Source organism: Chitinophaga pinensis (assembly GCF_007896845.1).
Classification (GTDB): Bacteria; Bacteroidota; Bacteroidia; order Chitinophagales; family Chitinophagaceae; genus Chitinophaga; species Chitinophaga pinensis_C.
Genome location: NZ_VOHS01000044.1, coordinates 38,446 through 51,167, shown reverse-complemented (window position 1 = coordinate 51,167; position 12,722 = coordinate 38,446). Strand labels below are relative to the sequence as shown.

Sequence of the window (12,722 nt, the reverse complement as noted above, 5' to 3'; positions counted from 1 at the left end):
TTTGAACCAAACGTTTTTTCCAATAGCTGAAAAAAGTCATAGACATGCCGGTATTCATTATTTGTAGGTACAGTTACAAGATTGTGCGCGCGTTTGGTTGCAGTTAGTATGATCAGTTGAATGTAAGCCTGTAGAACATCCCCTGACTGGGTGCTATAAGAAGCCTCTTCCTGATGCATTTTCATAAACAATTCAGTGAGTCCGGCGGAGTCTTCCTGTGTACACGGATCATGCTTTTGGAAATGTCAGTAAAAATCCATATTTCTCCATAATCGTTTTAAGTATGGAATGATCCTCAATAAACTCTTTTGTAAACAAACAATATGTCCCGTAGACTCAGTACCGGTGTTCTCCCAGAGATGATCTCATTGGGGTGTATAAATGCTATTGTTGATTCATTTATCCGGTAAGTTTCCAAACCAAGTGTGAAATATCCATCGCCTCCATTTCAAAGAAAATGATCTGATAGAATTCCCGTCTGTTAGGTTTTAGATGCTTGCGACAAGTGTTATCCTTTCTGTCATATATTTTGATACCTGACCTGCCAAAGTTGATGTCCACATTTTCGAAAAGGTCGCGTATTTCGTTTAAGTGGCCAAGTTGTCGTGCGTATGTTTTTTTTGAGGACATAATATGAAGATAGACAGTTTGTATGAAAAATTCGTTATCAAATGTCAAATTCGCAGACCGGTTATATATATGATATTATCATTATATCCATACACAGATGGGCGATTCAAGGTATATTTCAAAACAAAATTGCTTTGCAAGGATATTTGATCCTTATAAAGGAATAATATTTTAGCCTGCGCTAATCAGGCTGTACTAATTCCATGCAACTATCATTGAAAATCATATAAACCGCTTAGAAATTAATATAAGATTCACAAAAGATTGCAAGGATATTTGTGCCTGAAAAAATAATGTAAAAACAGACAATTATTAACGCATTCATGCCAGATCTGATTCTCCATCGCAACTATCTGCGCATTTAAATCGGGCATAACACAGTAAGTAAATGAAAGAAAACATTAATGATCCTCGTCGGTGGATGGCCTTAGCCGTACTGCTAACAGGCACATTGCTACCGCCACTGGATTTTTTTATCGTCAACGTGGCCCTGCCTGCGATCCTTAAGGATCTGAATGCCTCTTCTGCTCATTCACAATTAGTGGTATCAGTGTACGCTACGGCGTATGCAGTCACATTGATATTGGGTGGGCGCCTTGGTGATATTTATGGCCGAAAGCGGGTATTCATTAATGGCATGCTTGGCTTTGGGGCAGCATCTGCACTTTGCGGTCTGGCACCGTCTCCCACTGTGCTGGTAGCAGGCCGACTGCTTCAGGGTGTTACAGCCGCCATCATGGGACCACAATCGCTGGCATCTATCCATGCCATTTTCCCCGCTGATGAAAAAAACCGTGCACTTAGCTTTTACGGCGCAACCTTTGGTCTGGCCTCTATTGCCGGTCAGTTACTTGGTGGTGTGCTTGTGTCCGCCGATATGTTTAACCTGGGATGGCGAAGTGTGTTTCTTATCAACCTGCCTATTATTCTGTTTGCCATACCGGCGGCTTTAATATTACTACGGGAAAACCGTGCTGAACGATCAGAGAAATTGGATATTCCTGGCGCGCTACTTCTCGCTGCGGGACTATTGACTCTTGTGCTGCCGCTTATCGAAGGGCGTGAAAATCACTGGCCATGGTGGTGTATAGTTCTCCTGATACTGAGCTTCCCTTTATTGTATATATTCTGGCATTACGAAAAAAAACAGGAATCTGCAGGAGGGTCACCATTGGTATATCCTTCGTTATTGATGAAAAGTGGGCTACGTCGAAGTTTGTCCGCAGCATTCTTCTTTTATGCACTTGCATCTTTCTTTCTCGTCTTCGCTATATATGAACAGGGCGCTTTGGGTCATGACACACTAGCAACAGGGCTGGCCATATTACCATTAGGGATAGGCTTTTTCTTGGCCCATGGTGTAGTCCGTCGGTTGCCCAAAGGCTTGGTGCGCGTACAGCCGCATTCGGTATGATTCTGGAGGTCACGGGCCTGATTCTCACAGCTATATTAACTGTAACAGCTAACTCATCCTGGCTTCCCGTACCGCTGTTTATTATAGGTTTAGGACAAGGTGTTGCCATTCCAGCACTGGTACGTTTAAACGTTGATCAGGTTGATCCTCGTTTTTCAGGACTGGCAGCAGGGGCAGTAAGTGCCACATTACAGATAAGTGCTGCCGTATTCGTTGCCCTGATCGGCGGCTTATTTTTTACACTAGCGTCAGAAGGTGCAGGTGTCCGGGAAATCGAAGTCAGCTTTGCAGTATCCACCTCCGCAATCGGAGTTTCTTTGGGATTGGCAGCAATCCTATGTTGGAAACGATAGTCCCCGATACTATAACATAGTTGTAAGAGTGCATAGTTAAAGCCAATAATGGGAAAGGGCTTTTATACTAATCTCTGGTACCCTTGTTTGAATGCAGAAAAAGTCTTATTGCGTTTGTCAATTCGCTTTTCACAGCTAAAGCTTGAAAATTTTTTATTACTATAATTACTGATAATAAATGGACACCAATTTAGAAACAAACTATACCGGGCAAATCATCAGTCAGGTTTTACGTAATTGGGATAATGAAGTTGCCCACGTCAATCGCATGTTTAACAAATATCCGGATGAAATTTATATGCAACAAGTGGCTCCCGGAAGAAACAGTGCGTGGTATATTTTAGGCCATCTTGCGGCGACTACTGATGCTATGCTTCCACAATCTTTTGCCGGGGAACTTATTTATCCGGATATAGCACCATTTCTGTATACCTCCGAAAAAACGCTTTCTGTTAAGGCAAATATCCAATATCTGAGAAGATGCTGGGTTGATATTACAAACCATTTTAGTAAAGAAACAAGAAGATTTTCATCGTCTGAATGGATGCAGCGTCATGCTTTAACATCTCAGGAAGATTTTGCAAGGGATCCCGGACGTAACAGGTTGAACCTACTGATGAGCCGCACCGCGCATCTGCGTTACCACCTTGGTCAGATTGCGTTGTTAACTCCTACAAATGCAGGGATCTGACAATATCGAAAAAGACAACTGCTCACTCGATATTCTGCCTTGCCAATTAGCACGAACCTGTTGACGCATGCGGTGACACAATCATTTAATGCGAAAGTAAAATCATTTAGGAACGCTATAAAGGGAGTCAATGTGAACTTATATCAAACAAAAAGCCCGACTTCTAAATGAAGCTGGGTATGTGCGATCCCGGCATGAGAAACTCAAATTGGATCGAATAAAATTCTTTATCTCTTTTTGTCATAGTAAAAAGATTCTGTCAAGCTATTAAATGGGTCTGAAAAAGCTGTAACAAGACTTTTATAGGTTTCCATTCTATTTACTAATCTTCGAACCCGATTCAAGGTTGATAATGAGACAATAGGTTAAATGGCATAAACCAAAAGCGCTTCAGGTCTTTCAACCTGAAGCGCTTTTGGTTTCCTGTGATCCCGCTGGGACTCGAACCCAGGACCCATACATTAAAAGTGTATTGCTCTACCAACTGAGCTACGGAATCATTCCCGCTGAACGGGGGTGCAATATTACACTTAAAGATTTACAATTCCCATTTTTTTTAATTTTTTCTTCGCGTAAACTTTTTCACGCTCCTTCAAAGTGCTTCAACTCGGCCTCCAACTGCAAAAATGGATATTCTTCCATCAACTGTTTTGTCTTTCGTGCGTATGTCTGCAAGAACTGTTGGTGTTGACTTCCTTCCGGATTAAATGGCCGATGCTGTTTTGCTCTTATGATTTCTGCTACGCGTGGTAATAGTTGTCTGTCTGACTCTTCCAGACAGTTTGCCGTAAAATGATCCCACACATAATTTACCGCCTGTTCATTCGGATGTACGAGGTCTTCTTTATAAAACCGGTAATCGCGCAGGTCATCTATCACAAGTTCGTACGCTGGGAAATAAAACAGGCGATCAAATTTATTCACCAGATGGTGAACTGTTTGTATCAATACCGCCTTACTCAGATTATTCTCTACTACGCCGTCACGTGCATAACGTACAGGGCTGATGGTAAACATGATCTTTACTTTCCGGTTGCGGAAAAACAAGCGGTGCATCAGATTATCCAGTGCAGAGATGGCGTCCGGGGGGGATAATAGTTTCTTATGGAAAGAGGTTGCGGGTACTTTATGGCAATTGCCTACCACGTAGTTGTTGCTGGTCAATGACCATGTAAATGCAGAACCAAGGGTGATGATGAGCCAGTCTGCTTCTTCCAGTTGTCTGGCAGCAGCTTCCTGTGCGGTATTGATGCCTTCGAGGACCTCTTCAGGATTAATACCGGAGAAACGGCTATGATGATCCCAGCTATGCCATACGTCATTTTGCAGGAACAGATCATCCTTCGTATATTTTTTACCGTCGAGATAAGTATGTAAGGCCTGTGTGATGCTGATAGGATTGTAAAGGATCCCATGAGGATTGATCACAGCATCAAAATGATATTGTTGTAAACGCTCTCCTATCTCTTCTGCGAAGCAGGAACCTATCATCAATATCTTATCGGTATATCTGACAGGTGTTGCAAATGGAGAAGCGGGAAAGGTCAGACGAAAATTTGTCATGATACAAGACTAATAAAAAATACGGTCTGCTATCTGCTGAGCGACCTGTAATGCAGTGAAGTCCAATCCAAGCTGTTCGTGACGTTGTACACTGAAATCAAGCAGCCTTTCAGTGGCAAGATTACCGACCAGTTCATCTTTGGCCATCGGACAACCACCGATTCCTTTAATGGCACTATCAAAACGTCTGCATCCCTGATCGTAGGCAGAGGCTACTTTTTCCTCCCAGTTGTGAGGAGCGGAATGAAAGTGTGCACCGATTTCTACTTCCGGATAAGCAGCTATAAGGGTTGAGAACAGTTTTGTGATAATCTCCGGATTGGCAACACCAACCGTATCAGCGAGGGAAATTGTTGTGATATCCCTTTTCACCAACTCTTCCACCCACTGCAAGGCAATGGAAGCATCGTATGGATCTCCGTAAGGATTGCCAAAACCCATGGAAATGTAGACTACCAGCTGCTTACCGTTTTTAATACACAGTTCCTGCATGGTATCTACCAGTTCCATTGATGCGCTGATCGTTTTATTAGTATTACGCAGCTGAAAAGTCTCGGAGATAGAGAAAGGATACCCCAGATAAGAAATTTCATCGAATACCACCGCTTCTTCAGCTCCCCGCTGATTGGCAACAATTGCCAGCAGTTTGCTTTTTGCATTGCTCATGTCCAGACGGGATATCACATCAGTGGTATCAGCCATCTGGGGAATGGCTTTAGGTGACACAAAGCTGCCAAAATCAAGGGTATCAAAGCCCACTTTCAGTAGTGCATTCAGATACTCAACCTTTTCATCCGTGCTGATTAACCTGTGCCAGCCTTGCATGGCATCACGTGGACATTCGATCAATTTCATTTACTGGAGATTTTTTATGCGCCTCTCTGTTTCATGGCTTCATACAGGATGATACCTGCTGCAACAGAGACATTGAATGACTCAAAGTTTCCGGCCATCGGAATGTGGAACAGGGTATCCGATGCTTTTATCAAAGCCGGGAACACACCTTTGTCTTCCGATCCCATAATTACCGCTACCGGCTCCTGTAGCTGACAGTCATAGAGCTTGGTTTCAGCCTCCATTTCGCTGGCAATCACTTTTATACCGTTCAGATGGAGGGTATCGATCGCTTTCAGCAGACTGTTCACGCGGCATACGGAGATTGTTTCCAATGCACCTGCAGAAGATTTAATAGCTTCTTCGTTCAGGGCAGCGATTCCTCTGTCAGGGATAATGATCGCCTGCGCACCACAACATACGGCACTACGGGCAATAGCTCCGATATTACGGACGTCAGTAATACCATCAAGGATCAGGAATAAAGGGGTCTGGCCCTGTTCGGTCACATGTGATATAACATCCTGGAGATCCAGATAGTTAATATTACCTGTGATGGCCACACAGCCCTGGTGATTAGCGGAGGTTAACCCATTCAGCTTCTCTACCGGGACCAGATTTATCGGAATATTATATTGTTCTGCTAACTGTCTGATCTGAGGGATAATCTCCCCTGTTGCACCGCGCAACATAAAAATACGCTCGATGGCCTTGCCCGCTTTCATCGCTTCCACAATTGGCTGTCTGCCAATCACCAGAGAAGAGGACTTCGGTCTGGGAGCATGCTGACGGAAACCGCCAGGCTTCTTAAATTTTCGTTGTTCCATTACTGCAAAGAACGGAATTTATAGTCAATTTGGAATTACGAATTAGGAATCAGGAATCTCCCATCCCCAAAAACTGACAGTTAGTATCCCGTGTGTCTAAGCTATAAGGCTGTCTGAATCTCCCCTTCCAGCATCATCAGTTTTAGCTTCAAAATGGCGGCGACGGACATAGAATCGGTAATTTCATGGTTTTTCACCATCTGATAGGCTGTCTCAAAAGGCACCTTTTTTGTGAACAGTTGTTCAGTTTCCTCCGGTTCTGCTTCCCGCTGCTCCAGATTGCGGGCTAGAAATATCACAGCGGCTTCATCTGACACAGAATTGGATAGGTGCATGTGTACAATGGGTTGCCAGTCGGATGCCACGAGGCCGGTCTCTTCCAGTAGCTCCCTTTGGGCGCCCAATAACGGATCTATGCCCAATGGTCCTCCGCCCTCAGGGATCTCCCAGCTGAATTGCTCAAGGGGAAAGCGATACTGCCCCACCAGATATATATTATTGTGTTCGTCAAGGGCTACCACACCGATCGCGGCATTCTTGAAGTGTACCACACCATAGATACCGTTACCACCGGATGGGTTAATCACCTGATGCTCCGTCACTTTTATCCACGGATTGTCGTATTTCTTCTCACTGGACAATATCGTCCAGGGGTTCTGTTGCATTTCCATACAGGAACGAAAATAAAAAAAAACCGCCTCGTTAAGAAACGAGACGGTGTCAACCAGATGTCGGCGGTAAATACCTTTTGAACATCATACCTAAATCTAAATCGTATCTTTTATAATATTATTTTCACTTGTGATAGATGGTGTTTTAAATGATGCAAATAATCCGTCACCACATATTGCAGTGTGACAGGTTCTTTCTCATTAATACTGATAAGGTTGTTTAGTGCTCCTGCGGGTATGGCGCGTATTGTTAACGCCAGATGTCTGTTCATCACCGCCCATAATTCGATAATTTCCTGCCAGCTGCTCAACTGCCAGGCTTGTCCCTTTACCCAAAACTCCTGTGTATAGCCAGGAATTTCCAGCAAAGATATTTGTTGTGATCGTATAAAACGAACATTATTATTAATTGCTGAATCAATTAAATGTCCGACGATCTCTTTCCGACTCCATTTATATCTGGAAAACCGCTCTGCTGCTGCCATTTCGGATATCTCACGTAAAAGCGGTAACGCCGCATTTACCGTCTTTAAAAGTTCTTCCGCAATGATATAATGAGGGTTTTCCTCTGACAGAATGATTTCCATTTTGATATCACTCCGTACGTAACGTCCTTCTTCCACCGGAATTTCCCTGAATCCGAGCTTCTGATACATTGTAATGGCAGGCGCCAGTCTTGTGTTCGAATACAGCACCACTCTTTCCAATCCCTTCTTTCTGGCCAGTTCCAGTATCCCTTTTGCCAGCTTCCAACCAATCTTATGTCCCTGATAAGCTTCGTCCACAGCCATCTTGGTCATTTCTGCGCTAACAGCATCTATTGGTTTTAAGGCAACCGTCCCCACGATATTTTCTCCTACAGCAGCGAAGATAATGTCTCCTCCTTTGGCCAATATATGTTTATCAGGATTACCAAGCACGTCCACGTCTACCGGCTCTACGGTAAAATATTTCTCTATCCACCACAGGTTCAGTCTTTCAAAATGCACTTGATAAGAAGGGATATAATCTATCAGTCTGACTTCATGATTTAGTGGTTCCATATTCTTTTTTATTTCTGTTTACAGCCATATTTACCATATAAACGCCTCCCAATGTCACCAGACAGGAAAGACCAGTGGTCCAGTTCAGGTGTTCCTGCAGGATCAGCCATCCCAGTAATACCGCCACAATCGGATTAATATAGGCGTATACGGAAGCAAGGGAAGTCGGCAGATTGTTCAATACAAACACATAAGAGGAATATCCAAGTATGGAACCAAAGAAGACCAGATAAACGATACTACCCCAAAGTTCTTTATTAAACCCGTCTAACGGTAAGGAATACCCCATAAATATTGCTGTCCCCGTCATGACAATACCGCTGAACAGCATCTGAAAACCTGCGCCATATAAAAAGTTTATCTTGAGCGCCCATCTGGCCGTCAGCACCGAACCAATTGCCCAGCTGATACAGGAGATGAGCGTCAGGAAAATACCGAACCGGAATTCAGGATTAGCCAGACTGGGCAGATAATCATAAAAGATGCCTCCCACTCCCAATAATCCAACCAACATGCCTGTGATCAGCAAGATGGTGAATTTTGTACGTTGTACCAGAAAATAACTGAATATAGTTATCCAGATAGGTACTGTTGCAACAATAATGGCACAAAGACCACTGGGAATATATTGCATGGCCCATGTAATTAACCCATTGCTCAAACAAAGCATCATCACGCCAATTACAAAGAGACGAGACAGTATAATCTTTTCCGGAAACTTAAATCCTCTCAGCAAAAAGAACCCTGTTAAAAGGATGCCGGCAATTGTTTGTCTGACACCTGCCAGCATTAATCCATGCGTATGGCGTACGCCGATCCTGGAAGCCAGGTAGGTGGTACCCCAGAAAATACTTACCAGCACCAATGCCATGTAGGCATTCGTGTTTGACTTTTTCATACTCCGAAGTTGTTATGGTGAATTAATAATAGATCAGTCTTCTCCTACAGTCGGTCCGGCCGCCTGTTGCAGCATATCTTCCCATGCAATGGTCAGATCCTTTTCTGTAGTACGCCAGTTGACCAACGCTGCCCGGATCGCCGGAACTCCCTGATAAACTGTTGGCGTCAGCATAACCTTGCCGCTATCGTTCAATGCTTTCAGGAATGCATCAATGGCTGCCTGTTTCTCTTCATCCGCTACATTCAGCGTAAAACAAACAACGCATAATCTGACAGGGGCCAATAGGCGGAAAGCATCATTCTCACTGATCAATGTTCCCAGCTGACGGGCTAACTGTATATTATTATTCACAATAGCTGTATATCCTTCGGCGCCATAAGCCACCAACGTAAACCATGCCGGCAATGCGCGAAGTCGTCGTGAATTTTCAGGTGTATAATTGCTGTACTTAAAATCTTTTTCGGGGTCGCCGAGATAGGCGGCGCCTACGTTCTTAAACGTATCTAGCTGCAACTGCAAATGACGGGTGAATACCATCGCGGCATCATAGGGCACATTCAGCCATTTGTGGGCATCAATGGTAATACTATCCGCCCATTCCCATCCATCCAACAGCTGCTTATATTCGGGTACACAGGCTGCAAATGCACCAAAGGCGGCATCTACATGTAGCCAGAAATTATACTCTTTCTTTAATGCTGCAATTGCCTGCAGATCGTCAAAGTCCACTGTATTTACGGTACCGGCACTCGCCACTACTATCAGGGGTTCTCCTTTATGTGCAAGCAGGTATTCTTTCAATGCATCAATATCAAATGCTTCCCTGCCTGCCAATGCAGGGATCTTCAGGAGCGCATTTCTCCCGAACCCTAGCATTGCCATAGACTTTACGGTACTCGAATGTGGCGTACAGGAAACGATCTTTGCATTCGCTAATGCAGCCATTCCTTCCTGTGCCACATCAACTCCCAGTTGCCTTCCCAGCCACTGTCTTGCAATGGCCAGTCCGGAGAAATTTGCCATCGTTGCTCCCGTAACAAAATTTCCGGAAAATGCATCCGGCAACCCAAATAGTTGCCGGAGCATTGAGATGGTTTCTGTTTCTATTTTGAATGGCGGCGTGTCTCTGTCAGAGGCGTTCATATCGAAGACTGAAGTCAGCCAGTCTCCGGCGATCGCTGGTATTGTTGCCCCTCCTGTTACAAATCCCCAGTTACGCGGACCACTATTGCCCGCAAGATGTTCTTCGTATCTCTTTCTGAATTGTGAGAGGGTATGCATGGCGCCCATTCCCTTTCGGGGAAGATCAAACAACTCAGACGAAGCAGTGGCAGCCTTTACTGGTAAAGTATCTACGCTGGATAAGAATAACACGCTGTAATCCTTAATCTCCTGTAAGAAATTATCTGATTGCTGCAGATCCTGGTTCAATAACTGATTCATCTGAGTGGATTTATGGTGAATGGGTATCAGACTTCAAAATTGGAATAATTCCGGGATATAAAACAGATTCAGTTTTGTAATTTTTGACCAGATCAGATTGGGTTTTTCAGGGGCTAGATCAGTTGATACTTTCGGTATGTTTTGTTTCGTTTTATTTGAGTTTTATTTTCTTGCGGAATATTATTGTTGCATCAGAACAACTCCAATGATCCGAATTTCTGCTTTATCTCGTGTTCCAACAACCACTTCTTGCGCCACAACCCACCTGCGTATCCGGTCAGTGAACCATCACTGCCTATTACACGATGACAAGGCACTACAATAGCAATCCTGTTCTTACCATTGGTCGTTCCTACTGCACGGATACTCTTCGGATTATTGATACGTTTGGCCAGCTGCATATAAGAGATCGTCTGCCCATACGGGATATCTCTCAGTTGTTGCCACACCGTTTGTTGGAACTCTGTTCCCGGTTGTGCAACGGGAAAAGTAAATCCCTGTACACTACCCGCGAAATACGCATTCATCTCTTCCACACATTGCAGCATCACATCTGATAATGGTTCCTGTGTAGGGACTATCCCTTCTTTAAAAGTAAGCGTATTGATTGCCTGCTCATCGCCAATAATAGTCAGATCCCCTACCGGCGTAGTAATAATATGAATATGTTCTATCGTCATAATAATCAGTATTGCGAATGTTATTGCATCAATGACCGCCACAGGTAAAAAGTAGCATATGCAGCATACTCACCCCAATGTTGGGTATACTCTTTTACGTCGGTCAGAGACGGTTTTGTTGTCAATTGCATTTGTTGCTTTAAGGCATTGTGTAAACCGGCATCTTCCAACGGTAATGCCTGATGATGACGGTGGTATTTCATCAGTACATAATTGGCAGACCAGTTACCTATACCCCGAAAAGATATCAGATGGGTTCTTGCCTGCTGATAATCCATTTCCCATAACTGCTTATCCGTCAGCAAACCATCAGTCATCGCTTTTGCCAGTCCTATAATATAGTCGGCCTTACTCCGCGAAAACTGCATGGCCATCAATGAGGCCGGTTCCAGCGAAGCCACTACCGCCGGGTGCGGATAAACATAGTAGTCTTTTCCGGCTATGACGGCATGATGTCCGAATGCATGAATAAACCGCTGTCGCAACGTGTAAGCAAATCCAAGGTTGATCTGCTGGCCGGTAATGCTCCAGGTCAATGCTTCGAACAGATCAGGAATACCGATCAGCCTCAATCCTTTGTAGCGATCAGCCAATGGCTTTAAAACAACATCTTTCTTTGCGAACTTATAAAATGGACGAAGGTCCGTCTCCAGATGCAACCAGTGGCTGATATATCTCCGGATGTGTGCCTCATCAATCTCTGCATCCCCGCCGTCCAGCACTCTCGCTTTTAAAGCCTTTGCAGCAGGATCGTCACTGATCTCCAGCAATACTGGGTGTCCATTGGATACCATCATTTTATGTACCACATTACCCTGTACATAATGCAGGCATTCTTTCTCCGACCTGCTCAAAAATACCAGACATTCCGCGAATGAGAAATTATCATGATCTGTAACAGGGATGTCTGTCAATCTGCTTTTCTTCATATTTTCCGGTTTTCTCAGGGCTTGCAACGCTTGCAGGCACGATATCCGTTCTTCAATGCCTCATCCCTTGTGATATAAAATGTTACGTTATCCGGACGTGGATTTGCAGAACAGGATGGCTTGCAAAAGATACCTGTAGTCCTTACTGCATTATAAAAAAGTCCGTCGAAATCCTTGTCCTTACTTAGCATTGCCTGTAACATAACCGGCTGGGTCAGTGGTGTCCCTGTTTATACGCGGCCTCTTCTACAAATACGCCGTGATCATTCTCTAAGGAGCGTTCTCCCCATTGCAGGTAGCCGTCCAACCATTCTTTAAAAGCATAAAATGCTGCTTTGTTCAGATAGCCGTAGCGCTCTCTGCCAGCCTGATAGATCTTGATCCAGCCGCTTTCTTCCAGAAATTGCAGGTGTTTGGATACTGCCTGACGGCTGATTTCATTGAAGTGTTCGTTGATCTGGTTCACGTTTAGTGGCTGCAGGCGTAGTAGTGCAAGGATTTCTCTTCTTACCGGATCTGCGACTCCTTTAAACAATTCGTCCATTGTGCAATTTTTTAGTTGCATGAAGTTATGCAATTTTAGAGTTGCGCGAAATGTATTTTGGGGTAAAATTACCTTGTGGGAATATTTAGCAAGAATCGGGTGGTGCATGGTTTTTTGTGATGCTTTGGGGTTTTGTGATGCTTTGGGTTTCAGATGGGCCGGCGGGCTGATGCCCTTTTTCGGGGAATGCTATTGGGCG

General features: G+C 44.2%; 14 protein-coding genes, 1 tRNA gene and 1 pseudogene. 3 read left to right on the top strand and 13 right to left on the bottom strand.

Annotated features, from left to right (window positions below):
• Positions 1-185, bottom strand: a pseudogene (locus tag FEF09_RS31910) (AraC family transcriptional regulator); the annotation flags it as partial.
• An 833-nt stretch (positions 186-1,018) separates the two neighbouring features.
• Here FEF09_RS31910 and FEF09_RS25450 point away from each other — a divergent pair.
• The 3 genes from FEF09_RS25450 (at position 1,019) to FEF09_RS25445 (ending at position 3,088) form a co-directional block, all read left to right on the top strand.
• The gene (locus FEF09_RS25450; protein ID WP_222597132.1) at positions 1,019-2,044 is read left to right on the top strand and encodes an MFS transporter; all 1,026 of its coding nucleotides are present in this window, start codon (positions 1,019-1,021) and stop codon (positions 2,042-2,044) included.
• A complete protein-coding gene (locus FEF09_RS31905; RefSeq protein WP_222597131.1) occupies positions 2,041-2,397 on the top strand; it encodes a hypothetical protein in 357 nt (118 codons plus the stop codon). The genes FEF09_RS25450 and FEF09_RS31905 overlap by 4 nt, the downstream gene beginning before the upstream one ends.
• A gap of 178 nt (positions 2,398-2,575) precedes the next feature.
• Positions 2,576-3,088, top strand: a complete 513-nt coding sequence (locus tag FEF09_RS25445; RefSeq protein ID WP_146307722.1) for a DinB family protein — start codon at positions 2,576-2,578, stop codon at positions 3,086-3,088.
• A gap of 426 nt (positions 3,089-3,514) precedes the next feature.
• Here FEF09_RS25445 and FEF09_RS25440 read toward each other — a convergent pair.
• From FEF09_RS25440 to FEF09_RS25385, 12 genes are all read right to left on the bottom strand, one after another.
• A tRNA-Lys gene (locus FEF09_RS25440) sits at positions 3,515-3,587 on the bottom strand.
• An 83-nt stretch (positions 3,588-3,670) separates the two neighbouring features.
• Positions 3,671-4,651 carry a GSCFA domain-containing protein gene (locus tag FEF09_RS25435; RefSeq protein ID WP_146307721.1) on the bottom strand — a complete coding sequence of 327 codons (981 nt, stop codon included), beginning with the start codon at positions 4,649-4,651 and terminating at the stop codon, positions 3,671-3,673.
• A gap of 9 nt (positions 4,652-4,660) precedes the next feature.
• Positions 4,661-5,506 carry a hydroxymethylglutaryl-CoA lyase gene (locus FEF09_RS25430; protein WP_146307720.1) on the bottom strand — a complete coding sequence of 282 codons (846 nt, stop codon included), beginning with the start codon at positions 5,504-5,506 and terminating at the stop codon, positions 4,661-4,663.
• Between the two features lie 14 nt (positions 5,507-5,520).
• Positions 5,521-6,312 (bottom strand): 23S rRNA (guanosine(2251)-2'-O)-methyltransferase RlmB, encoded by a 792-nt coding sequence (gene rlmB / locus FEF09_RS25425; RefSeq protein ID WP_146307719.1) that lies wholly within the window; start codon positions 6,310-6,312, stop codon positions 5,521-5,523.
• A gap of 101 nt (positions 6,313-6,413) precedes the next feature.
• Positions 6,414-6,983, bottom strand: coding sequence for an NUDIX domain-containing protein (locus FEF09_RS25420; protein ID WP_146307718.1), 570 nt, complete (start codon positions 6,981-6,983; stop codon positions 6,414-6,416).
• A gap of 110 nt (positions 6,984-7,093) precedes the next feature.
• A complete protein-coding gene (locus tag FEF09_RS30990) occupies positions 7,094-8,026 on the bottom strand; it encodes a GNAT family N-acetyltransferase (protein ID WP_186774521.1) in 933 nt (310 codons plus the stop codon).
• On the bottom strand, positions 8,007-8,924 hold the full coding sequence (locus FEF09_RS25410; RefSeq protein ID WP_146307717.1) for an EamA family transporter: 918 nt from the start codon (positions 8,922-8,924) through the stop codon (positions 8,007-8,009). Before FEF09_RS25410 ends, FEF09_RS30990 begins: the two co-directional genes overlap by 20 nt.
• Before the next feature lie 33 nt (positions 8,925-8,957).
• Positions 8,958-10,370, bottom strand: coding sequence for a pyridoxal phosphate-dependent decarboxylase family protein (locus tag FEF09_RS25405; protein ID WP_146307716.1), 1,413 nt, complete (start codon positions 10,368-10,370; stop codon positions 8,958-8,960).
• A 191-nt stretch (positions 10,371-10,561) separates the two neighbouring features.
• The gene (locus tag FEF09_RS25400; RefSeq protein WP_146307715.1) at positions 10,562-11,050 is read right to left on the bottom strand and encodes a methylated-DNA--[protein]-cysteine S-methyltransferase; all 489 of its coding nucleotides are present in this window, start codon (positions 11,048-11,050) and stop codon (positions 10,562-10,564) included.
• A 20-nt stretch (positions 11,051-11,070) separates the two neighbouring features.
• Entirely contained in the window at positions 11,071-11,979 is a 909-nt protein-coding gene (locus FEF09_RS25395) for a DNA-3-methyladenine glycosylase family protein (protein ID WP_146307714.1), read from the bottom strand.
• A gap of 14 nt (positions 11,980-11,993) precedes the next feature.
• A complete protein-coding gene (locus FEF09_RS34995) occupies positions 11,994-12,170 on the bottom strand; it encodes an Ada metal-binding domain-containing protein (RefSeq protein WP_222597130.1) in 177 nt (58 codons plus the stop codon).
• A 23-nt stretch (positions 12,171-12,193) separates the two neighbouring features.
• Positions 12,194-12,523, bottom strand: coding sequence for an ArsR/SmtB family transcription factor (locus FEF09_RS25385; protein ID WP_186774520.1), 330 nt, complete (start codon positions 12,521-12,523; stop codon positions 12,194-12,196).
• Between the last annotated feature and the right edge of the window lie 199 nt (positions 12,524-12,722).

What these genes read in the sequence shown, in the direction of transcription:
- FEF09_RS31905 (WP_222597131.1), top strand. Translation starts at nt 2,041, where the DNA reads ATGATTCTGGAGGTCACGGGCCTGATTCTCACAGCTATATTAACTGTA.
- FEF09_RS25420 (WP_146307718.1), bottom strand. Translation starts at nt 6,983, where the DNA reads ATGGAAATGCAACAGAACCCCTGGACGATATTGTCCAGTGAGAAGAAA.
- FEF09_RS25435 (WP_146307721.1), bottom strand. Translation starts at nt 4,651, where the DNA reads ATGACAAATTTTCGTCTGACCTTTCCCGCTTCTCCATTTGCAACACCT.
- FEF09_RS25385 (WP_186774520.1), bottom strand. Translation starts at nt 12,523, where the DNA reads ATGGACGAATTGTTTAAAGGAGTCGCAGATCCGGTAAGAAGAGAAATC.
- FEF09_RS25405 (WP_146307716.1), bottom strand. Translation starts at nt 10,370, where the DNA reads ATGAATCAGTTATTGAACCAGGATCTGCAGCAATCAGATAATTTCTTA.
- FEF09_RS25445 (WP_146307722.1), top strand. Translation starts at nt 2,576, where the DNA reads ATGGACACCAATTTAGAAACAAACTATACCGGGCAAATCATCAGTCAG.
- FEF09_RS25410 (WP_146307717.1), bottom strand. Translation starts at nt 8,924, where the DNA reads ATGAAAAAGTCAAACACGAATGCCTACATGGCATTGGTGCTGGTAAGT.
- FEF09_RS25450 (WP_222597132.1), top strand. Translation starts at nt 1,019, where the DNA reads ATGAAAGAAAACATTAATGATCCTCGTCGGTGGATGGCCTTAGCCGTA.
- FEF09_RS25400 (WP_146307715.1), bottom strand. Translation starts at nt 11,050, where the DNA reads ATGACGATAGAACATATTCATATTATTACTACGCCGGTAGGGGATCTG.
- rlmB (WP_146307719.1), bottom strand. Translation starts at nt 6,312, where the DNA reads ATGGAACAACGAAAATTTAAGAAGCCTGGCGGTTTCCGTCAGCATGCT.
- FEF09_RS25430 (WP_146307720.1), bottom strand. Translation starts at nt 5,506, where the DNA reads ATGAAATTGATCGAATGTCCACGTGATGCCATGCAAGGCTGGCACAGG.
- FEF09_RS34995 (WP_222597130.1), bottom strand. Translation starts at nt 12,170, where the DNA reads ATGCTAAGTAAGGACAAGGATTTCGACGGACTTTTTTATAATGCAGTA.
- FEF09_RS25395 (WP_146307714.1), bottom strand. Translation starts at nt 11,979, where the DNA reads ATGAAGAAAAGCAGATTGACAGACATCCCTGTTACAGATCATGATAAT.
- FEF09_RS30990 (WP_186774521.1), bottom strand. Translation starts at nt 8,026, where the DNA reads ATGGAACCACTAAATCATGAAGTCAGACTGATAGATTATATCCCTTCT.